The 22,036-nt window shown below is 46.8% G+C and carries 20 protein-coding genes, 3 rRNA genes, 1 pseudogene and 1 riboswitch; of the genes and pseudogenes, 22 read left to right on the top strand and 2 right to left on the bottom strand.

Going from position 1 to position 22,036, the window contains the following annotated elements; genetic code table 11:
* The first annotated feature begins 261 nt into the window (after positions 1–261).
* The 7 genes and pseudogenes from KDW99_RS19040 (at position 262) to KDW99_RS19010 (ending at position 4,608) form a co-directional block, all read left to right on the top strand.
* Positions 262–876 carry a class I SAM-dependent methyltransferase gene (locus tag KDW99_RS19040; protein ID WP_255827078.1) on the top strand — a complete coding sequence of 205 codons (615 nt, stop codon included), beginning with the start codon at positions 262–264 and terminating at the stop codon, positions 874–876.
* Positions 877–896: 20 nt separating this feature from the next.
* On the top strand, positions 897–1,247 hold the full coding sequence (locus KDW99_RS19035) for a hypothetical protein (protein ID WP_255827077.1): 351 nt from the start codon (positions 897–899) through the stop codon (positions 1,245–1,247).
* 24 nt (positions 1,248–1,271) lie between these two features.
* Positions 1,272–2,363 carry an NADH:flavin oxidoreductase gene (locus tag KDW99_RS19030; protein WP_255827076.1) on the top strand — a complete coding sequence of 364 codons (1,092 nt, stop codon included), beginning with the start codon at positions 1,272–1,274 and terminating at the stop codon, positions 2,361–2,363.
* A gap of 43 nt (positions 2,364–2,406) precedes the next feature.
* Positions 2,407–2,724, top strand: a pseudogene (locus tag KDW99_RS19025) (GMP synthase (glutamine-hydrolyzing)); the annotation flags it as partial.
* Positions 2,725–3,484: 760 nt separating this feature from the next.
* Complete coding sequence (locus tag KDW99_RS19020) at positions 3,485–3,952, top strand: hypothetical protein (RefSeq protein WP_255827075.1); 468 nt, start codon at positions 3,485–3,487, stop codon at positions 3,950–3,952.
* Positions 3,949–4,347 carry a hypothetical protein gene (locus KDW99_RS19015; protein ID WP_255827074.1) on the top strand — a complete coding sequence of 133 codons (399 nt, stop codon included), beginning with the start codon at positions 3,949–3,951 and terminating at the stop codon, positions 4,345–4,347. Before KDW99_RS19020 ends, KDW99_RS19015 begins: the two co-directional genes overlap by 4 nt.
* Positions 4,348–4,416: 69 nt before the next feature.
* Positions 4,417–4,608 (top strand): hypothetical protein, encoded by a 192-nt coding sequence (locus KDW99_RS19010; RefSeq protein ID WP_255827073.1) that lies wholly within the window; start codon positions 4,417–4,419, stop codon positions 4,606–4,608.
* Positions 4,609–4,759: 151 nt separating this feature from the next.
* Here the strand turns inward: KDW99_RS19010 and KDW99_RS19005 are convergent, their stop codons facing one another.
* Positions 4,760–5,665, bottom strand: a complete 906-nt coding sequence (locus tag KDW99_RS19005; RefSeq protein ID WP_255827072.1) for a LysR family transcriptional regulator — start codon at positions 5,663–5,665, stop codon at positions 4,760–4,762.
* A gap of 119 nt (positions 5,666–5,784) precedes the next feature.
* On the opposite strand from KDW99_RS19005, the gene KDW99_RS19000 reads away from it, so the two are divergent.
* The 15 genes from KDW99_RS19000 to KDW99_RS18930 all read left to right on the top strand — a co-directional run bounded on the left by KDW99_RS19000 (position 5,785) and on the right by KDW99_RS18930 (position 21,020).
* Positions 5,785–6,837, top strand: a complete 1,053-nt coding sequence (locus KDW99_RS19000; protein ID WP_255827071.1) for an aldo/keto reductase — start codon at positions 5,785–5,787, stop codon at positions 6,835–6,837.
* Positions 6,838–6,853: 16 nt separating this feature from the next.
* On the top strand, positions 6,854–7,210 hold the full coding sequence (locus tag KDW99_RS18995) for a DoxX family protein (RefSeq protein WP_255827070.1): 357 nt from the start codon (positions 6,854–6,856) through the stop codon (positions 7,208–7,210).
* Between the two features lie 67 nt (positions 7,211–7,277).
* On the top strand, positions 7,278–7,880 hold the full coding sequence (locus tag KDW99_RS18990) for a flavodoxin family protein (RefSeq protein WP_255827069.1): 603 nt from the start codon (positions 7,278–7,280) through the stop codon (positions 7,878–7,880).
* Between the two features lie 144 nt (positions 7,881–8,024).
* Positions 8,025–8,123, top strand: a riboswitch (TPP riboswitch).
* A 97-nt stretch (positions 8,124–8,220) separates the two neighbouring features.
* Positions 8,221–9,093 (top strand): bifunctional hydroxymethylpyrimidine kinase/phosphomethylpyrimidine kinase, encoded by an 873-nt coding sequence (gene thiD / locus KDW99_RS18985; protein ID WP_255827068.1) that lies wholly within the window; start codon positions 8,221–8,223, stop codon positions 9,091–9,093.
* Complete coding sequence (locus tag KDW99_RS18980; protein ID WP_255827067.1) at positions 9,083–9,862, top strand: ABC transporter ATP-binding protein; 780 nt, start codon at positions 9,083–9,085, stop codon at positions 9,860–9,862. The genes thiD and KDW99_RS18980 overlap by 11 nt, the downstream gene beginning before the upstream one ends.
* A complete protein-coding gene (locus KDW99_RS18975) occupies positions 9,855–10,655 on the top strand; it encodes an ABC transporter permease (protein WP_370646852.1) in 801 nt (266 codons plus the stop codon). Before KDW99_RS18980 ends, KDW99_RS18975 begins: the two co-directional genes overlap by 8 nt.
* Positions 10,656–10,676: 21 nt before the next feature.
* Complete coding sequence (locus KDW99_RS18970) at positions 10,677–11,627, top strand: ABC transporter substrate-binding protein (RefSeq protein WP_255827066.1); 951 nt, start codon at positions 10,677–10,679, stop codon at positions 11,625–11,627.
* 34 nt (positions 11,628–11,661) lie between these two features.
* Positions 11,662–12,324, top strand: coding sequence for a thiaminase II (gene tenA, locus KDW99_RS18965; RefSeq protein ID WP_255827065.1), 663 nt, complete (start codon positions 11,662–11,664; stop codon positions 12,322–12,324).
* Positions 12,325–12,343: 19 nt separating this feature from the next.
* Entirely contained in the window at positions 12,344–13,135 is a 792-nt protein-coding gene (gene thiM / locus KDW99_RS18960) for a hydroxyethylthiazole kinase (protein WP_255827064.1), read from the top strand.
* 46 nt (positions 13,136–13,181) lie between these two features.
* Positions 13,182–13,796 carry a thiamine phosphate synthase gene (thiE, locus tag KDW99_RS18955; RefSeq protein ID WP_255827063.1) on the top strand — a complete coding sequence of 205 codons (615 nt, stop codon included), beginning with the start codon at positions 13,182–13,184 and terminating at the stop codon, positions 13,794–13,796.
* A 127-nt stretch (positions 13,797–13,923) separates the two neighbouring features.
* Positions 13,924–14,643, top strand: a complete 720-nt coding sequence (sfsA, locus tag KDW99_RS18950) for a DNA/RNA nuclease SfsA (RefSeq protein ID WP_255827062.1) — start codon at positions 13,924–13,926, stop codon at positions 14,641–14,643.
* A gap of 455 nt (positions 14,644–15,098) precedes the next feature.
* Positions 15,099–16,638: ribosomal RNA gene (locus tag KDW99_RS18945) — 16S ribosomal RNA — on the top strand.
* Between the two features lie 283 nt (positions 16,639–16,921).
* A 23S ribosomal RNA gene (locus KDW99_RS18940) occupies positions 16,922–19,820 on the top strand.
* Between the two features lie 191 nt (positions 19,821–20,011).
* Positions 20,012–20,126: ribosomal RNA gene (rrf, locus tag KDW99_RS18935) — 5S ribosomal RNA — on the top strand.
* The 16S, 23S and 5S rRNA genes sit together here, the layout of an rRNA operon.
* A gap of 327 nt (positions 20,127–20,453) precedes the next feature.
* A complete protein-coding gene (locus tag KDW99_RS18930) occupies positions 20,454–21,020 on the top strand; it encodes a hypothetical protein (RefSeq protein WP_255827061.1) in 567 nt (188 codons plus the stop codon).
* Here KDW99_RS18930 and KDW99_RS18925 read toward each other — a convergent pair.
* The gene (locus tag KDW99_RS18925; protein ID WP_255827060.1) at positions 20,990–21,958 is read right to left on the bottom strand and encodes a GlxA family transcriptional regulator; all 969 of its coding nucleotides are present in this window, start codon (positions 21,956–21,958) and stop codon (positions 20,990–20,992) included. The two genes, KDW99_RS18930 and KDW99_RS18925, sit on opposite strands and share 31 nt — an antisense overlap.
* Positions 21,959–22,036: the final 78 nt, after the last annotated feature.

Here is a 22,036-nt window from a genome sequence, read left to right as displayed (position 1 = left end):
TCACCGCTTTAGTAGCATACAAATTCATTTTGAAACATTTAAAGTTACATGTATTGAAGTGTGCTACTCTTTCAAGTAACATTTGATATTACATTATGGCTTTTAAGGGACCATTGTTGTGAGCTACGACGCCATCATTATTGGGACGAGCTTTGTAGGTCTTTCGGCTTCCAGCCCCTAGTAATCGGTATGCAATGTCTTCGCACCGGTCACTGATTTTTGATCCCAAATTTATCGAAACTATCTGAAGGAGAGAGCAGAATGCAGGCTGAATCTATCTGGAACGACCTTTATACTAAGGGTTCACAGACCTCGTCAGGCATGCCCGGTCTGGCACTGTCTCAGTTCGCGGGACCGCTTCGTCCCGGCAGGGCGCTGGAGCTTGGGTGCGCCAAGGGCGATGATGCGGTCTGGCTGGCTCGGAAGGGTTGGCACGTGACGGCGGTCGATGTCTCGTCGGTCGCGCTTGGAATCGCCTCCCGCAACGCCGAAGCGGCTGGCCTCGTGGAGCACATTCGGTTTGAGGAGCATAATCTCGCCCTATCTTTTCCGGAGGGGAGCTTCGATCTGGTCACCGCCAGCTTCCTACATTCGCCTCAGGAATGGCCGCGAGGCGATGTTTTGGGGCGAGCTGCTAGGGCCGTGGCTCCCGGGGGGCATATTCTGATAGTAGAGCACGCTTCGCGTGCGCCTTGGTCTTGGTCCCCCGAGAATACCCGTTTTCCCTCGGCACACGAAACGTTCACGACGATGCAGCTCGCCCCCGAGGAATGGGCGCACCATTGCCTCTGTTCCATTGCCCGAACTGCTACAGGGCCGGAAGGACAAACCGCAACTGTTACTGACAACGTTCTCTTCCTGCAACGACTGAGCTAAGCAAACCGGAGATCCTTGAAATGACAGATACATCGACCTCGGATCGGAACCGCGCCACGGCCTTATGTATCATGATCTTTGGCCTCGGCGTCTACTTCGTGCCCGCATCCAGCTCGGCACTGAACGGTGTGAGAGAAGAATCCGGTGTGGCATCGGCTTTCGTCAACGTAACACAGCAGGTTAGCGGCTCTATAGGACCGGCGCTGCTCAACTCAGTCTTCCTAATGGCCACGACAGCAACCGCAGATACTAGCCTGCAATCTATAGAAGGCTATCGCGCTGCGTTCGGGGTCTCGGCAGGCCTCTTTCTCATCGCTCTCGCCATCACTCTGGTTCTGCCGCGGCGCGCTTCCAAGCGAACAGCTGACTAACATACTAAATAGAAGGACACTTTCATGACCATTGATACCAAATCACACTCTAACCTGTTCGCCCCGCTCAGCTTGCCGCGCGGCCCGAAGATAAAGAACCGTTTTGTTCTCGCCCCGTTGACCAATACCCAAAGCCGCGAGGACGGAACGCTGTCCGACGATGAATACCGCTGGCTCACGATGCGCGCAGAGGGTGGTTTCGGCCTAGTGACAACCTGTGCCAGCCACGTTTCGTCCGCGGGCAAGGCTTTCTTGGGTCAGCTGGGCTGTTTCGATGACCGCCATCTGCCCGGCCTTGAACGCCTTGCTGCGGGGTTGCGAGCACAGGGTGCGGTTTCGTCTTTGCAGCTCCAGCACGGAGGCATCCGCTCACTTTCAGACGGAAGTGAGCTAGCTGGCCCCTCTGCCCATTCCGAAACCGGTGCAAGGGCGATGAGCGAGGCCGAAATTGAAAACATTATCGCAGAGTTCGTCGTCGCCGCTCGACGCGCCGAGCGGGCCGGGTTTGATGGCGTACAAATCCACGGCGGGCACGGTTACCTCATTGCTCAGTTCCTGTCGCCCGAGTTGAACCGACGTAGCGACCGTTGGGGCGGCTCCCCCGAGAACCGAGCCCGCTTCCTCTTCGAGATTCTGCATCGCATTCGCGCTGCCTGCCGACCAGATTTCCAGATTGGCATCCGCATATCGACCGAGCGCTTCGGGCTGGTCCTATCTGAAATGGTCGACCTCGCGTCTCGGCTCTTCGCGGACGGAGGTATGGACTACCTCGACCTGTCTTTGTGGGATATCACTAAGGAGCCTGAAGAAAAAGCATATAAGGGCAGAACCCTTATGTCGCTGTTTGCTGATCTGCCTAGAGGTGACTGTGCGCTCGGGGTTGCCGGTGGAATCATGACTGCAGCGCGCGGAGAATGGGCTCTGTCCGAGGGTGCAGATTACGTGGCAATTGGCAAGGCGGGTATACTTGTCCATGACCTTCCCGAATGCATAAGGAAGGAGGCTCGCTATACCTCACCCGCATTGCCGGTTTCGCCAGAGTACTTACGACAGGAAGGGCTCAGTACAGCATTCATCGACTACCTACGTGGGCAGCGGAGTTTCGTCGAGGACTGAATGCAGCCGTAATCGCAGCTGCCTTTTGGTCATAAGTTTGCGTGCCGACATCCTTCGTCGTGCGGGCGTTATCTTCATCGAAGAGCTGCGTAACGCGGGCTGGTACGAGAAAACAAGCCAAGCCTTCGCGGTATTTCTTCCAGTTAAATCTGTTGGCGTAGTAGGCGACGGCCGCCGTTACGAATACGTGGTAGCACTTCGTGCTGTTGAAACCATCGACTTCATGACAGCTCGTTGGGCGCATCTGCCATACGATCTATTAGAGAAAGTATCTGGTCGTATAATCAACGAAATCGAACACATTTCTCGCGTGACTTACGACGTATCGTCCAAGCCACCTGCTACTATCGAGTGGGAATAATTCAGCTAAGTACGCCTTAACTGAATAAATAGAAACACGTAAAAACCCGCTTCGTTTGAAGCGGGTTTTTTATTGGCTGAGGAAAATAAGTCATGGTGAGAATAAGGGAAGGAAGTCGTTAGTGCACTGGCAAACGAAAACTACGCCCACCGTCATTCCTCGCGAAGGCGGGAATCCATGCTCTTTGATGTAGGTGCGAAAAACTGTTTAAGAATAGAGCGAGAGTTATCTACGAAAAGATGCTGTTATCTTAATCGAGTCAAGAAAAAGCCCGCTAGGCTCGCGCCGACAGGCAAGTCCAAATACACGTTTGATGTAGAAGACTGCGTTGACTACGCCCAGGAGAAACAAAGGGAACGGAACGAAGAGATAGCGAGTTTTGTGGGGAGGTTATGAGTGAGGGGGCATAAGAGATAGAGTGTTGTCCTAGTGTAAGCTTTAAGGGTTATTTATGTCTTCTTTTTGTAAGCTTTTTAGGGTTTGTTAATGCAGGTATTGACTAGAATTGCCTATGAGGTTTACATGTGACAAAAATTCAAGCAAGGAAGTAGTTTTTTATGTCTAGTCGCGGAGACATCATAGGAAAAAGTGATTATTCATTTGATGATAAAAATACGGTCTTATCTACACCAAACAGTGTGGCTGGATAGACCTCGGGCATGCATACCCTAGTAATGGAAGAGGAGATGGGGCTCTTTATCTCTGGAAAAAAATACTTAGGGAGAGCTCTGAGTCTGCTTCTGGTGGCGATGATTTTATTGTGTCTTACCATCAAAAAATGTCAGCTCTAAAAAGAAATATCTCAGTAGGAATTAAAAAGAGGTACTCTATACAAAAAGGGCTTAACCTATCGCAAAAAAAATCGGTATTTATGTCCATTGTTCTCGATGTATCACATGATTTTGAAGCTTTGCAGGGCAATTGGATTTTCAGAAACGTAACTAATAGTGGGTTTAGTGCAGAAGATTTGATTTCAAATCTCATATCTGTCTACCGATCAATTGATCCATCTACTGATTATATTGAACTATGTGAGCCAATTGAAAAAGACCTAGCTCTGAAAATTTGGGACACTTACGGCCCTGTAGGTGAGCGCAAAAATAAGACGATAAAGCCATATTTGTTCCCGTTAGATTTAAGAGGGCAACCTGATCAGAAAAATCTGCCAAGCTTTTTAAATACGATCAATATTTCTAACGCTGATGGCCTTTTCGAGGTTCTTAAATGAGAAAGAAATATTTGTATTCGACGGCTCTAATACTATTGCTTAGTGTTTCAATGTTTGGATTTTACCTTCTTAAACTGGCTTTTTCTGAGAACTATCAGACGAGTCTTGGCAGTTTTTCATATTATTTCATGGCCAGTGACTCGGTAGAGCAGATTGTAGAAACACTGCCTCAAAAGCCAAAGTTATATAAATATACCTTTGGAGATAACGGTCCAATTAGAGAGGCTCTCATGTTTGATCAAGTGTTGATGGAGTCAGATAGAGAGGCTATAGAGGAAAGTCTGACTATGGTTGGTTTTAATCCCGACTTGGTATCTTCGAAGCTTTTCGTTAGTGAAGATGGCTCTGTAACTGCTGAGGTTTTAGACGATGAAATACTAGTTCTTAGTTATTAATATTTTTGAAGCCCCGTTAAGACTTTATACCTATCTGCTGACTAATGTGATTGCTAGCTCGGAGAAGTCATGTGTAACTTATCTAGTGAATCAAGAGCTAGATTGCTCACTGTAGAAGAGATGTATGAACTCCGCCGCGATATGGCCGAGTCCTCTGCTTGGGCACGTGCTGAGTTGAAGCGTCGTCGTGAAGAAAAGGCCAAACAAAGCGCTGAACGTGGTACTAATAATGGTACTACGACAGAGCCAAGTACCAAGTAGGCGTATTTAAAGGGCTTGCGGCTCTCGTTAACGATAGAGTGGGAATAATCCTCCTGAGTTAATAGTTTAATCAAACGGCTCTCTTTATAGTAAGAGGGCTGTTTTTGTTTGTGTTTACTGTCTAAAAAATCTGGGCACTGTTGAAGTCAAACTAATCAAGATAAGGCGTTAATACTTCCTCAATCCAAGATATAAAAATGCGTACTCGACGAGACAAGTTTTGTCTGTGTGCTACGACAATAGAAACAGGTAAAGGTTCTGATTGTAGGCTTGGTAGTACTTCAACAAGAGATCCGTCGCTTAAAAATGGTTTCAGGCTGGATAGGCCGGCTTGTATCAATCCAAGTCCAGCTATGCCCGCGCCATGGTAAGTCTGAACGTTGTTGACACGCAGTGAGCCGGGGAGGTCTAGGGATTGATAGCTTTGACCATCATAATATTCCCATCCGAATGGACGATTACCTAATGTTGGTGTGTAGTGAACAATGCGATGGCCTTGGCTTATTAAGTCCTCCAGTGTGTGCGGGACTCCGTATTGTTTAAGATACTCAGGGCTTGCTGCATTCACCATTTTTAGATCGCCAAGGTGCCTAGCAACCAGTGTATCGTCGAGAACACCTCCGACCCTAAGTACACAATCCATTCCTTCTTTTATTAAATCCACCCTGCGGTCTGTACTGGAAATTTCGAGTTCAATACCAGGGTACTTTTCCATGAATTTAGGTAATTCAGGAATAATGTTCGCGCGCGCGAATTCTGTTGGTAAATCTGCACGTATTCGACCTTCAAGCAGAGCATCATCCTTTGCAAACATAAAATTGAGTTCTTCTGCATCAGCGAGTAAAGCGCAAGCTCGTAGATAAAAATTTCGCCCGTTTTCTGTGAGTTGAACTTTTCTAGTTGAGCGGTGTAGAAGACGCGTTCCAACCTGAGCTTCTAATTGGCGTACGACATTAGAGGCTCGACCTTTTTGGATGCCAAGGCTTTCTGCGGCGCCTGTGAAACTGCCCATTTCTGAGATACGAATAAATATAGCTAGATTATCAAGGTTTTGCATTGTTTCTCTTTTTGATAACAATGGGTTTTTATTAGGGTGCTTTATCGTAAAAATATCACAAGGTAAAGTGGAATCCTAGAGAGTCAGGCGAGCTGGTTCCACTTATTTGGGAGAATGACATGCGCTATAACCAACTGGGTAATACTGGGTTATTTGTGTCGGAAATATGCCTTGGAACTATGACATTTGGTCCGGTTGGTCAGCAAGGTCTATATCACGATATTGCTGGAATGGATCAGGCGACAGCAGACAGTATTGTGGATTGTTGCTTTTCCGCTGGTGTTAATTTTTTTGATACGGCGGATGTGTACACAAATGGCCACTCCGAGAAAATGTTAGGCCAAGCTTTAAAAAATCTGAACGTGCCTCGTAAAGATGTGGTCATTGCAACTAAGGTCTTTAATCCTTCGGGCAATGGTCCGAATGATAGAGGCGCTTCTCGAGGCCATATTTTGGATTCGGTGGAGGCAAGTTTGGAACGTTTGCAGACGGATTACATCGATCTATATCAAATTCACGCTAACGATCCTGTTACGCCCATTGAAGAAACACTTCGTACACTTGATGACCTTATTTCGCGAGGAGTGATTCGTTATATCGGTTTGTCTAATTGGGCGGCTTGGCGGATCGCGAAAGCACAGGGCATTGCTGAGCGAGAAGGCTTTGCGCGATTTGAAACGGTGCAAGGCTATTTTTCTTTGGCTGGGAGAGATTTAGAGCGTGAAATGGCTCCCATGTTAATGGAAGAAAAGATGGGATTACTGGCTTGGTCTCCTTTGGCTGGCGGGCTGCTATCAGGAAAATTTTCGCCAGACTCAAAAGGCGAAGGGCGGCGTGCCAATTTTGACTTTCCTCCTGTGGATAGGGACAAAGTTTGGGCGTGTGTTGATGCTATGCGACCGATTGCAGCAAAACATGATGCTTCTATTGCTGCCGTGGCACTTGCTTATGTATTGAGTAAGCCTTTTGTAACGTCTGTGATTACAGGAGCAAAACGCCTCGATCAAATAGAGCAGAACCTTGCAGCAGTAGAGATCCAGTTAGATCAGCAAGATCTAACTATTCTGGACTCTGTTAGTCGTCTGGTTCCGGAATATCCTGGCTGGATGCTTGAACGTACCGCGCCTACTCGCATGCCGTCCGGTAAGCAAACTACGCCAACATTGCGATAGCTAGGAGAGTAGTCAGATGAAACTGTTTTCTTACCAATTTTTTATGACTTGGTTGTTGGTCGCTTTTTTTGTCTTTGCGGGATTGTTGAATGTGTTTCCTCCTGCTCCCTTGCTTGAAGACTACAGCCGTTGGGGTTACCCCGATGGTTTCCATTACATCACCGCGGCACTTGAGCTTTTAAGTGCTTATTGGCAAACCAAGTCGTCGCTTAAATTGCGGCAGGCTGGTCTTGCTTTAGGTGGTTTGGTTTTAGTGGGGGCGCTTATTACGCTCGTACTATATCAGCAGTGGCTGCATGTCATTTTTCCATTGTTGGTTTTGGTAGTTCTGTTATTTCAATTTAGGCAAAAGCCTTTGCGTTGTGCTCTGTGATGAAAAGCCGGGCGTTTTTTGTTTTGTCTTTAGGGCAAGTTTTATCAATCAAATTAAGAGGTGTGTTATGAGTTTTTCTTCAGAGTTGAAAGGGGTAGTTATCTATCATTCTGGTTATGGCCATACTCGACGAGTGGCAGAAGCTGTTGCGGATGGAGCGAACGCCAAACTGCTACCGATTGATGCAAATGGTGAGTTAAGCGAAACAGCGTGGTCTGATATTAGCAAAGCGCACTTTGTGATTTTAGGATCTCCAACCTATATGGGCGGGCCAAGTTGGCAGTTCAAGAAGTTTGCTGATGCATCATCAAAGCCGTGGTTCGAAGATCAATGGAAAAACAAAGTGTTCGGCGGTTTTACCAACAGCTCTAGTATCAATGGTGACAAGCTATCGACTCTGCAATACTTCACTTTATTTGCGGCTCAGCATAGAGGTATTTGGGTCGGTATGGGAATGAAGTCTTCTAATACAAAAGCGTCACAGCGTGATGATATCAACCGAATGGGGTCATTTCTTGGTCCAATGGCACAAGTTGCTGCCGATGCTGGACCTGAAGAAATGTCGCAAGGGGATCTCGATACCGCGCGCCTTTATGGGGTACGTGTTGCAGGTCTAAGTGCGAAATTTTATTCGTTTGAGACAGAGCTTAGTTTGCGAGAAATTTCATAGCGTTATGTGGCTGTTGTAAATCCTTGTTACGGTACATTACTTCTGAAATCAAACGGCCCTCTTTAGTGTAAAGAGGGCCGTTTTTGTATGTGTCGGCTGTTTAAAAAAGAATACCTTTCACCTGAATGTCCTGTTATCCTTTCTGTGAAATAGTCGGGGGGCCAATGCATTGGCTGAGATCGAAAGAGACCCGCAGAACCTGATTCAGTTAGCACTGGCGTAGGGAACTATTTGCACTTTGCCTTTAGCCGAGCAATTACGGCTATCTTATGCGAGTCCGATCTTTGATCCCTCCAGAATGGCCAAAGTCAGTTCCTATACGTCTTTAATAGGAACGATAATGGCACCATCTACACAGCAACACCTTAAACAGCAAAAAACGAATCAAACCGCGTCAAAAAATATTCCTATTGTGCTTACCATTGCAGGGTCAGACAGTGGCGGCGGTGCGGGTATTCAAGCGGATATTAAGGCTATGTCCGCCACGGGTAGCTTTGCCTGTTCTGTCATTACCGCGATTACTTCACAAAATACGCTAGGCGTTTCGGCTATTTATCCGATTCCGCTTGACCATGTCGCGAGTCAACTAGACGCCGTTTTTACTGATCTTAATATTGTTGCGGTGAAAATAGGCATGCTGGCTGATGTCAGTATCATCAAGGTCGTGGCCGCTAAATTACGCCAATACGAGCCGAAATATATCGTGATTGATCCTGTGATGGTGGCTACTAGCGGTGATTTATTGCTAAAGCACTCGGCAATATCCGCGTTAAAAGAGACATTACTCCCTCTTGCTGACATTGTTACACCCAACCTACCTGAAGCGGCCGCGCTAACCGGTCATGCCGTGCCTCAATCTGAAGTCGAAATGAACGATATGATGGCGGATTTACGTGCATTGGGCGCTAAGGCGGTTTTGCTAAAAGGAGGGCATTTAGAGGCGGACGAAAACAGTAACGACCTTTTGATCACACAAGATGGCTTTGAGCTATTAAGCGCTAAACGGCTAGTCACAAAAAATACCCATGGAACAGGCTGCACACTGTCTTCTGCGATTGCCTCTTACCTTGCTCAGGGCAATAGCCTGCAGCAATCCGTTCAGTTAGGTAAACAGTATATTACCGGCGCGATTGCCCATGCGGATGAGTTAGATATCGGTCAAGGCCACGGCCCAGTTCATCACTTCTTTGCAGGCCATCAAGATGTGCGCTAAAGCCATCATCGGCATAAAGATTCGTCATGGGGGCCTTCAATACAAAGGCACTCCGGTACCAACGCTAGCAGGGATGAATATGACCATTCCGGCGAATCAGTGGACGGTGCTGCTGGGTCGTAGTGGCAGCGGTAAAACGACGATATTGCGTTATCTTGCTGGTCTACTAGACGATCAAGTGGAATGGCAAGGTGAGATTGCGGTTAGTGGCAATAACGTATCTGCTGAGAATATAGTATTGCATGACCATATTGCGTATATGGCACAGCAAGATTTGCTCCTTCCCTGGCTAAATGTGTTGGACAACGTGTGTTTAAGCTCACGCTTTGCCAATGCCGCTCCTAACAAAGAACACGATAAGCAGCGCGCACTGATTTTGCTTGAGCAAGTCGGCCTTGCAGATAATGCCTATATGACTCCCGCCCAACTGTCCGGTGGTATGCGTCAACGGGTGGCGCTTGCTCGTACTTTAATGCAAGACAAACCGCTGGTGTTGATGGACGAACCCTTTTCAGCGCTTGATGCGGTTACTCGGCACAAGTTGCAGACGTTGTCCGCCTCCTTGTTAAAAGACAAAACGGTTGTATTGATCACTCATGATCCGCAAGAGGCAGTGCGTTTGGCAGATCAATTGTATGTTCTTCAAGGTGCGCCAGCCCAAGCTCAGCAGTTGGATGTTCCTGAGTCGTCGCCACCTCGAAAACTCGATGCTGAATGCGCTGCTTTGCAACAAGCTATTTTGGATCAGTTGGAGAAAGACTATGAGTGATATGGCTCAGTACCATTCTGTGTCGACACGCCTTAGTAAGAAAGAGCGTATTACGTATTCGGCGCTACGGTTGGTGATCAGCACGGCAGTGATTCTTGGTCTTTGGCAAATTGTGGTGGTGGCTTTTCAGATGCCAAGCTTTATTTTGCCGTCGCCAATCGCGGTGCTCGATCGTTTAGGAACCCGCTATGATGTGCTGCTCAAGCATACTTGGGTTACCGCGCAAGAAATTTTGCTCGGTCTCGGTTTAGGGTTAACCATGGGCTTATTGTTTGCCTTGATGATGTTGATGTTTCAGCCGCTTAAGCGTTGGCTGCTCCCCATACTCATTGCTAGCCAAGCCATTCCTGTGTTTGCTATCGCGCCGGTGATGATGCTCTGGTTAGGCTATGGCATTGCCTCAAAAGTGGTCATTGCGGCCATTATTATCTTCTTTCCGGTGACGACCTGTTGTTATGACGGCCTGCGTAACACACCTACCGGTTATCTTGACCTTGCTAAAACCATGGGCGCCTCGAAGTGGCAATTGTTGCGGCATATTCAATTGCCTGCGGCTTTGCCGACGCTCGCTTCAGGCATTCGTGTTGCCGTTGTTATTGCGCCGATTGGTGCGGTGGTTGGCGAATGGGTAGGGTCAAGCGAAGGCTTGGGTTATCTGATGCTGCAAGCGAATGCGCGGATGATTATTGATGAGATGTTTGCCGCCTTATTTATTCTCGCGGTGCTCTCGATCATCTTGTATTTCAGCACGGACATAGTATTGAAAAAAGCCATCCCTTGGCAAAATAAGTAGAACCATATAAGGAAAAAATCGATGAATAAAAATACATTGCTGAGTGCCATTGCTCTGTTTGCGGTGCTGGTTTCGAATAATGTTATGGCGGCAGAAAAGAAGCTAACGTTAATGCTGGATTGGTTTGTTAATCCAGGTCATGGCCCTATCATTATTGCCAAAGAGCGTGGCTACTTTGAACAGGCAGGCCTGCAGGTGAAAATCGAAGAGCCTGCTGATCCAAGTACGCCTGCTAAATTAGTCGCCGCAGGTAAAGTGGACTTGGCCGTGTCATACCAACCAAATTTGACCATGGATGTGTCTGCTGGTTTACCTTTAATCCGTGCTTCTACTTTGATCGCGACACCATTGAATACTCTGTTGGTGCTTGATAATGGTAAAAACGACTCCCTTGCGGATCTTGAAGGGAAAAGCATTGGCATCTCTATTGCTGGGAACGAAGAAGCGACGCTTGGCACCATGCTTGGGCAAGAAGGCGTTAAATTTTCTGATGTGAACATTATTAATGTGGGTTGGGCGCTCTCGTCGTCTCTTGCCTCAGGCAAAGTCGATGCGATTTGGGGCGGTTTTCGTAACTTTGAAATCAATCAGCTCGCGTTAGAGGGATACAAAGCCAAAGCCTTTTACCCAGAAGAGCACGGTGTGCCTTCTTATGATGAGCTGATCTTTGTCGCTAACGCCAACACCTACAATAAAAAAGACATAGAAGCCTTTAATAAAGCCATTCAGCAAGCCACGACGTATATCGTCAATCATCCAAATGCAGCGTGGGAACAGTTTGTTGCTTATGCCCCTGATACGCTTAATAACGAGTTAAACAAGCGCGCTTGGAATGATTCCTTGAGCCGCTTTGCGCTACGACCAGCCGCGGTAGATCTAAAACGCTATGACGATTACGCCCAGTTCTTGTTCGACCATAAAGTCATTAATACGTTACCGAAAGCGAAAGATTACGTACCGACTTTTGACTAATACCTAAAGCACCTTACTTTAAGAGATTTGTAATATGAAATACCAAGATTTGATCGCCGCCTGTCAGGAAGATTGGACCGCCTACACAGAACACGCGTTTGTGCAGCAGTTAGCAAAAGGCACTCTTGAGCAACCGTGCTTTTTGCATTATCTAAAGCAAGATTTCTTGTTTCTCAAGCAATATGCCCGTGCGTATGCCTTGGCAATTTACAAAGCGCGTACGTTAGAAGATATGCGCCGTGCCTTGCCGACTGTGTATAACCTGTTAGATTCAGAAACCGCTCATCATGTGGAATATTGCGCACAATGGGGATTAACAGAAGCGGATCTTGAAAACGAAGCGGAAGATTTTGGTACTGTGGCCTACACCCGTTATGTATTGGATGCGGGTATGACTGGCGATTTAGTCGATCTTTATGCAGCGTTAGCGCCCTGTTCTGTCGGTTACGGTGTGATTGGTAAACAGCTACTTGAAGATGAAAGTACCGTCATTGAGGGTAACCCTTATGCGAGCTGGATTAAGCTTTATAGTGGTGACGACTACCAGTCGAGTGTTATGACAGGAATGGAGCACTTTAATAAGCTGTTGTCCGAGATTGATATAAACAGCCAGCGTGGACAGAATTTAGTTGATGTATTTAAGACGGCTACCCGCATGGAAATCGCTTTTTGGCAACAAGGCTTAAACGCTAAGTAACATTGATAGGAGCATGAAAATGTTAGTTGAACAAATCACTCAAGCGCTTACTGCCGTAAGAGAACAAAAGCCTTTAGTCGTGAACATTACCAACTATGTGGTGATGAACAATACGGCTAATGCGCTGCTAGCGATTGGGGCGTCTCCCATTATGGCGCATTCTAAGCAAGAAATGGCAGAGATGATGGCGTTTGCTGGGGCATTGGTGATCAACATCGGTACGCTAGATAGCGCTTGGATTCCACGTATGACGTTTGCTGTCGAACAAGCCAATGTGAATGGAAAGGTTGTCGTACTTGACCCCGTTGGTTGCGGAGCCAGTGCCTTGCGCACTGATACCTCTCGTAAAATAGCACGATTGGCTGATCAACTGATTATCCGTGGTAATGCATCGGAAATCATCGCACTGGCAAATGAACAAGCCAAAAGCAAAGGTGTGGATGCACTAGATAGCAGTGATACCGCACTGAGCGCGGCGCATTTCTTGGTTAAAGAATATAACGCCAGTGTCGTTATTTCCGGAGAGACTGATTACATAGTGACAAGTGAGCAAACGGTTAAGCTCAACAACGGCCATGCCATGATGCCTTGCGTTACTGGGATGGGTTGTACCTTAAGCGCGTTAACGGCGGCGTTTGCAGCTGTTGGGGATAAGTCGGGAGTGGCTGCCGCCGCAGTGCTTGGTGTTGTCGGAGAAATTGCAGCCGAGCAAGCGCGTGGGCCAGGTAGCTTACAGCTGACCATTATTGATGAGTTGTATTTGTTGGATGAAGCCACATTAGCCAAGCGACTCAAACTTCAGGTTAGTTAATAGATTAGTCTGTTAGAGAAATGACAATTGGCTTAAAGGAAACACAATGAATCTCTATCGTTTGTATTTGGTTACCGATGACCAACAAGATTTAGCCACCTTAAAACGAGTTGTAAGCAAGGCGGTGGAAGGTGGTGTGACCATGGTTCAAGTTCGCGAAAAGCATGGCGATGTGCGTGCTTTTATTGAACGAGCTTTGGCCGTTAAAGATATTCTTAAAGGCTCAGGCGTTCCTTTAATTATTAATGATCGAGTAGATGTCGCGCTCGCAGTGGATGCCGATGGCGTTCATCTCGGCCAATCGGACATGCCAGCTAAGGTCGCTCGTCAGTTAATCGGCCCTGATAAAATTTTAGGGCTATCAATCGAAACACAAGAACAGCTTGCTGAGGCCGATTCTTTGCCGATTGATTACATTGGCTTAAGTGCCATCTTCGCGACACCAACAAAACTCAATACTAAGCATCATTGGGGGATAGATGGGCTAAAGGCGGCACTCAAGGTAACGTCTTTACCTATTGTTGCCATTGGAGGAATCCATGAAGGGAATATCCCTGAACTTTGTTCCACTGGTGTTCATGGTTTAGCGCTGGTCTCTGCAATTTGCAGCGCTGATGATCCTAAAGCGTCCGCTGCTCGCTTGCTTGAGTTAATGGGGTAAGGTTTCACTTGTCGATTGTGGTAGGGGAGGATATTCCTTTACTATATCGTTATCAAAGCAGCTCTCTTTATAGTAAAGAGGGCTGTTTTTGTTTGTATTGAATCTCAAAACATTTTGGAGTTTTGTTGTGGAATTTCCAACGCCCTTAATAGAGGGAAAATTAATTAAACGTTATAAACGTTTTTTGTCCGATATTGAATTGCCAAATGGTGAGGTCGTGGTGGCCCATTGTCCCAATACTGGATCAATGAAACGCTGCCAGCAAAATAGCGCGCGCGTGTGGTTATCTAAAAGTGATAACCCAAAGCGTAAACTTGCCTATACATGGGAGCTGGTGGAGGTAGATAACCAGCATTTGGCTTGTATCAATACAGGTTACCCAAATAAATTGGTAGGCGAAGCTATTGCTGGAGGTGTGGTGAAGGAGCTTTCCGGTTATGCGGAGCAAAAAGCCGAAGTGAAGTATGGCGAGAAAAGTCGTATTGATTGGTTACTCACTGGCGGTGATGGCCGCAAGTGTTATGTGGAAGTTAAAAATGTCACCTTATTAGAGGAAGACGGATTAGGATACTTTCCTGATGCGGTTACAGATCGTGGGCGTAAACATTTGTATGAGCTGGCGAAGATGGTCGAAGAAGGGCATCGTGCAGTAATGTTCTTTTGTGTGAGTCATACGGGGATTGATTCTGTTACACCCGCTGCGCACATTGATAAAAAGTATGCTCAGGCATTTGTTGAAGTAGTTGGAAAGGGGGTTGAGGTAATTGCTTATCAAGTGGCTATCGACACTCAGGAAATGAAAGTAGTACGTTCTATTTCAGTAGAGATGCCCGAATTGATAGATTGATAATGCGTAAACTCTCTTTATTTGGTTGCTTTATAACCAAAAAGAGTGTTTTTTGACGGTTTTATGAACGAATTTGCTTTTATTTAAAATAAATTGAAAGAAAATGTCGAAAAGGGTTGCACAAAATCTGTAGATCCTTAATATACGCCCTCGCTGACACGGACAAGGCTTCAGAGCAACGAAGACCAAGTTCAGCTAACTAAATTAAAATTTGGTTAGCCATTCAAGTTAGCACGCTCTTTAAAATAGATAATCAGATAATTTGTGTGGGCGCTCGCTGGAGGCTTCAGAAGATTGTCCGGATTGGTTTTTAACCGGTTCGAGATGATCAAAAAAATTGAAGTCTTGCGAAACGTCTAACACGTCAATTCGCTTTATGTTGTTTTGTTGTTCTTCGGGACGATGGAATGATTAAGTTATTGTTAGTGTAATAGATTTTGAGTAAGCAAACTTTTTAACTGAAGAGTTTGATCATGGCTCAGATTGAACGCTGGCGGCAGGCTTAACACATGCAAGTCGAGCGGTAACAGGGGAGCTTGCTCCTGCTGACGAGCGGCGGACGGGTGAGTAACGCGTAGGAATCTGCCTAGTAGAGGGGGACAACATGTGGAAACGCATGCTAATACCGCATACGCCCTAAGGGGGAAAGGAGGGGACTCTTCGGAGCCTTCCGCTATTAGATGAGCCTGCGTAAGATTAGCTAGTTGGTAGGGTAAAGGCCTACCAAGGCGACGATCTTTAACTGGTCTGAGAGGATGGCCAGTCACACTGGGACTGAGACACGGCCCAGACTCCTACGGGAGGCAGCAGTGGGGAATATTGGACAATGGGCGGAAGCCTGATCCAGCCATGCCGCGTGTGTGAAGAAGGCCTTAGGGTTGTAAAGCACTTTCAGGGGTGAGGAAGGGTAACTGGCTAATATCCAGTTACTTTGACGTTAGCCCCAGAAGAAGCACCGGCTAACTCTGTGCCAGCAGCCGCGGTAATACAGAGGGTGCAAGCGTTAATCGGAATTACTGGGCGTAAAGCGCGCGTAGGTGGTTTGTTAAGTCGGATGTGAAATCCCAGGGCTCAACCTTGGAATGGCACCCGATACTGGCAGGCTAGAGTATGGTAGAGGGGTGTGGAATTTCCTGTGTAGCGGTGAAATGCGTAGATATAGGAAGGAACATCAGTGGCGAAGGCGACACCCTGGACTAATACTGACACTGAGGTGCGAAAGCGTGGGGAGCAAACAGGATTAGATACCCTGGTAGTCCACGCCGTAAACGATGTCTACTAGCCGTTGGGTTGTAATGACTTAGTGGCGCAGCTAACGCAATAAGTAGACCGCCTGGGGAGTACGGCCGCAAGGTTAAAACTCAAATGAATTGACGGGGGCCCGCACAAGCGGTGGAGCATGTGGTTTAATTCGACGCAACGCGAAGAACCTTACCTACTCTTGACATCCAGAGAATTCGCTAGAGATAGCTTAGTGCCTTCGGGAACTCTGAGACAGGTGCTGCATGGCTGTCGTCAGCTCGTGTTGTGAAATGTTGGGTTAAGTCCCGTAACGAGCGCAACCCTTATCCTTATTTGCCAGCACTTCGGGTGGGAACTTTAAGGAGACTGCCGGTGACAAACCGGAGGAAGGTGGGGACGACGTCAAGTCATCATGGCCCTTACGAGTAGGGCTACACACGTGCTACAATGGCGTATACAGAGGGCTGCGAACTAGCGATAGTAAGCGAATCCCAGAAAGTACGTCGTAGTCCGGATTGGAGTCTGCAACTCGACTCCATGAAGTCGGAATCGCTAGTAATCGTGAATCAGAATGTCACGGTGAATACGTTCCCGGGCCTTGTACACACCGCCCGTCACACCATGGGAGTTGATTGCTCCAGAAGTAGCTAGCTTAACCCTTCGGGGATGGCGGTTACCACGGAGTGGTCAATGACTGGGGTGAAGTCGTAACAAGGTAGCCCTAGGGGAACCTGGGGCTGGATCACCTCCTTAAACGATAGAAACCTCTGGTGAGCGTTCACACAAATTATCTGATACCTATCTTAAAAGCATTAGCACAGAGTTCTAAGCAAGAGGTTTGAATGGTTTGTCCATCAAGCATCTGACTTAGTGCTTTGCACTAAACTTGCTCTTTAACAATTCGAATTTTGAAATAACGATGAATCAAGCGTTAAACCGGTGGAAGTTCACTTTAACCTAGTGACTTCTATTATCGTAAATCCAGAGAGACACAAAAGCTCTTTGGTATGTGATCCGAAACTATTTTGGGTTATATGGTCAAGTGACCAAGCGTGCACGGTGGATGCCTTGGCAGTCAGAGGCGATGAAGGACGTGGTAATCTGCGAAAAGGTTCGGGGAGTCGATAAACAGACTTTGATCCGAACATGTCCGAATGGGGAAACCCACTCTACTTGTAGAGTATCCCACAGTGAATACATAGCTGTGTGGAGGCGAACCCGGGGAACTGAAACATCTAAGTACCCGGAGGAAAAGAAATCAACCGAGATTCCCTAAGTAGCGGCGAGCGAAAGGGGATTAGCCCTTAAGTGGTTTTGGTGTTAGTAGAAGGCTCTGGAAAGTGCCGCGATAGAGGGTGATAGCCCCGTATACGAAAACACCTTAATCATGAAAACGAGTAGGACGGGACACGTGTTATCCTGTCTGAATATGGGGGGACCATCCTCCAAGGCTAAATACTCCTGACTGACCGATAGTGAACCAGTACCGTGAGGGAAAGGCGAAAAGAACCCCTGTGAGGGGAGTGAAATAGATCCTGAAACCGTGTACGTACAAGCAGTGGGAGCGGACTTGTTCCGTGACTGCGTACCTTTTGTATAATGGGTCAACGACTTATTTTCAGTAGCAAGGTTAAGCACATAGTGGAGCCGTAGGGAAACCGAGTCTTAATAGGGCGTTTAGTTGCTGGGAATAGACCCGAAACCGGGCGATCTATCCATGAGCAGGTTGAAGGTTGAGTAACATCAACTGGAGGACCGAACCCACATCCGTTGAAAAGGCTGGGGATGACTTGTGGATAGGAGTGAAAGGCTAATCAAGCTCGGAGATAGCTGGTTCTCCTCGAAAGCTATTTAGGTAGCGCCTCGTATCTCACCATTGGGGGTAGAGCACTGTTTGGGCTAGGGGGTCATCCCGACTTACCAACCCCATGCAAACTCCGAATACCAATGAGTGCAATTACGGGAGACACACGGCGGGTGCTAACGTCCGTCGTGGAAAGGGAAACAACCCAGACCGTCAGCTAAGGTCCCAAAGTTACAGTTAAGTGGGAAACGATGTGGGAAGGCTTAGACAGCTAGGAGGTTGGCTTAGAAGCAGCCATCCTTTAAAGAAAGCGTAATAGCTCACTAGTCGAGTCGGCCTGCGCGGAAGATATAACGGGGCTCAAACTGTACACCGAAGCTACGGATGCTTAATTTATTAGGCATGGTAGAGGAGCGTTCTGTAAGCCGTTGAAGGTCAAGCTGTAAGGCAGGCTGGAGGTATCAGAAGTGCGAATGTTGACATGAGTAACGATAAGGGGAGTGAAAAACTCCCCCGCCGGAAGACCAAGGTTTCCTGTCCCATGTTAATCAGGGCAGGGTGAGTCGGCCCCTAAGGCGAGGCAGAAATGCGTAGTCGATGGAAAACAGGTTAATATTCCTGTACCGATGTATATTGCGATGGAGAGACGGAGAAGGCTAGGCCAGCACAGCGATGGTTGTCTGTGTTTAAGGCGGTAGGCAAGTGACTTAGGCAAATCCGGGTCACTCTTTTAGAGAGAATGCCGAGAACTGATGACGAGCCCTCTTTTGGGCGAAGTGGTTGATGCCATGCTTCCAGGAAAAACTTCTAAGCTTCAGATATACATTGACCGTACCCCAAACCGACACAGGTGGTCAGGTAGAGAATACCAAGGCGCTTGAGAGAACTCGGGTGAAGGAACTAGGCAAAATGGTACCGTAACTTCGGGAGAAGGTACGCCGGCCGGTGTGAAGGACTTGCTCCGTAAGCACTAGTCGGTCGAAGATACCAGGTGGCTGCGACTGTTTATTAAAAACACAGCACTCTGCAAACACGAAAGTGGACGTATAGGGTGTGACGCCTGCCCGGTGCTTGAAGGTTAATTGATGGGGTTAGCGCAAGCGAAGCTCTTGATCGAAGCCCAAGTAAACGGCGGCCGTAACTATAACGGTCCTAAGGTAGCGAAATTCCTTGTCGGGTAAGTTCCGACCTGCACGAATGGCGTAACGATGGCCACACTGTCTCCACCCGAGACTCAGTGAAATTGAAATCGCAGTGAAGATGCTGTGTATCCGCGGCTAGACGGAAAGACCCCGTGAACCTTTACTATAGCTTCACAGTGAACTTTGAACCTACTTGTGTAGGATAGGTGGGAGGCTTTGAAGTGCAGACGCCAGTTTGCATGGAGCCACTCTTGAAATACCACCCTGGTATGTTTGAGGTTCTAACTCAGGTCCCTTATCGGGATCGAGGACACTGTGTGGTGGGTAGTTTGACTGGGGCGGTCTCCTCCCAAAGAGTAACGGAGGAGCACGAAGGTGTGCTCAGCATGGTCGGAAATCATGCATAGAGTGTAAAGGCAAAAGCACGCTTAACTGCGAGACAGACACGTCGAGCAGGTACGAAAGTAGGTCTTAGTGATCCGGTGGTTCTGTATGGAAGGGCCATCGCTCAACGGATAAAAGGTACTCCGGGGATAACAGGCTGATACCGCCCAAGAGTTCACATCGACGGCGGTGTTTGGCACCTCGATGTCGGCTCATCACATCCTGGGGCTGAAGCCGGTCCCAAGGGTATGGCTGTTCGCCATTTAAAGTGGTACGCGAGCTGGGTTTAGAACGTCGTGAGACAGTTCGGTCCCTATCTGCCGTGGACGTTTGAGATTTGAGAGGAGCTGCTCCTAGTACGAGAGGACCGGAGTGGACGAACCTCTGGTGTTCCGGTTGTCACGCCAGTGGCATTGCCGGGTAGCTATGTTCGGACGGGATAACCGCTGAAAGCATCTAAGCGGGAAGCCTCCCTTAAGATAAGATCTCACTGGGACATAAGTCCCCTAAAGAGCCGTTCGAGACTAGGACGTTGATAGGTTGGGTGTGTAAGTGCTGTGAGGCATTGAGCTAACCAATACTAATTGCTCGTGAGGCTTGACCATATAACACCAAAGTGGTTTTGGATGAAGAGAGTAAAAGCTCAAGATCATCAAAATGACAAAGACACATAATACGATCCGGTTTAACCTTGATACACGTTATTTCAAAAAAAGAATTGTTAAAGATCCAAGCACGTATTCGCGTGTTTTGGTGAGACTAAACGTCCAGCCAGAACAAAACGCAAAACGAATTGCTTGACGATCATAGAGGCGTTGAACCACCTGATCCCATCCCGAACTCAGAAGTGAAAAGCGCCATCGCCGATGGTAGTGTGGGAGATCCCATGTGAGAGTAGGTCGTCGTCAAGCTTTATATTAAGAAGGCCCTGATAGCTAACGCTGTCAGGGCTTTTTTTCGTCTTAAGGAAATGCACTTATCCGTGTTGAAACAATTCCCTTGCCCTTGCCCTTCGGTTCGCTTGCGCCTGTCTCGCCCCTCAACGCGTCTGCGTGAATCCAGTACTAAAGTGCCTGTTCTCTTTTACTTAAGTTATTAGTGTCTGAAACAAAGTGTTTTTTGTCACTTATTCATCTGTTTGTAAAAAACTTCATTCCGTAATATAGATCGAAAGTTATATCGATTTCGTTAGCCATTACGAGATTATAAGTTCTTGTAAATATTGGAGCAGAGTTTTTATGGATGCATTGCGAACAGTGTTAATTTTCCTTCACTTGATTGTTTTCGCGTTTGCTATAAGTAAATTATACATAAGTGATTTTAATCTGTTTTTCCGACGTTCGAATCTATCTGAATTGAAGCTATTGGGACGTCAGATGAGCTTCTTGCTTGGTGGGTTGTGGATTACAGGGATTGGAGTTGTTTTTATTGATACGTCTTTTGACCCAGTGTTGATTCTTGCATCTGATAAGCTTTTGGCGAAATTGGTTTGTGTGAGTGTTTTAACCATTAATGCGACTCTGATACATAATATTGTTTTTAAAAAGGCCCAGAAAGCTAAACTAAGTTATACAGATATGCTGGTCATGACCATCCCTGGAGCCATTAGTACATGCTCATGGACATTTGCTGGTTTCTTGGGAGTGGCACGTCCATTAGCAGAGTATTTATCTTTTCAGCATTTTCTGATCTTATATGGTGTCTGCTTGTTTTTGGCAATTGCTTTAATGGTCTTTATCTCTCCTATTATTAGAAGAAATTGGAGTGAAAAGGGTTATGTTAAAGGCCCACTTTCTTTTTCATGATGATGCTTGTTTGCTAGGTAAAAACGTTCCCGGAAAGCTTTAGGTGTTAGTCCCATTTCTTCGATAAAGCGTTTGCGGAGTGCGCTAGCGCTTTGGTAGCCCATAGAATAAGCAATACTTTCGAAGGGTTGTGAGGTGGTTTCGAGTAAATCACAGGTTTTTTGTATCCTAAGGTTTTGTATGTATCGAGTAGGTTTCAGTCCTGTTGCATTGAAAAATCGACGTTGGAGTGTGCGTTCACTTAAACAGGCTTTCTCTGCTAACATCGTAATGGAGAGGTGTTCTTGGTAGTGAGTGCCAAGGTAGTGTTGTAGATTTAATATAGTATCATCACCATGATTAAGGCGAGGAGTGAATTTGTGGTAATAGCGCTGTTCACGTTGGGATGTGTCTATAACAAGAATATGACCAAGTTCTCTTAATACGCTTGATTTACTGTATAGGGTAACCAACTCAAAACCTAGATCCAACCAAGACATCATTCCGCCTGATGTTATAACATCTCCTTGGTTGATTATTATTTCTCCTGTTTTTAAGGTTATATGAGGAAAAGTTTCTTTAAACTGATTTTCCAGCTTCCAATGAGTTGTACATGCTTTACCTTCTAATAAGCCGGCTCGGGCTGCGATAAACGCCCCTGCGCAGGTTGTTGCTACTATGGTTCCTTTTTTATGTTGAGAGTTTAGCCAATCAAGTAACTCTGGTGCAGGATTAATATAAAACTCTTCATCGTAGCTAGGGAGCAGCATCAACACATCTAAATTAGCATCAGATCTTAGTGTGTGAGAGTCGATAATTTGTGGTTCGAAGACGACATTAACACCTTGTTCTGTACAGATCTGGCTAGCCATTAAAAATAATTCTTCCAGTCCATAAAGTGCGGATCGTAATGTTCCTGGATAATGAATTAAACCAAGTTTTATTGTTTTATCTGCCATAATCTATCTATACAACCTTTTTATTTCGCGGAATTCAACGTCAGGCCATGTTCAGCCAAAGTATTAAATATAATTTTT

Origin of the sequence: Marinomonas rhizomae, assembly GCF_024397855.1 — a bacterium.
Taxonomy (GTDB): Bacteria; Pseudomonadota; Gammaproteobacteria; order Pseudomonadales; family Marinomonadaceae; genus Marinomonas; species Marinomonas rhizomae_A.
This window is presented reverse-complemented; position numbering and strand designations above follow the sequence as displayed.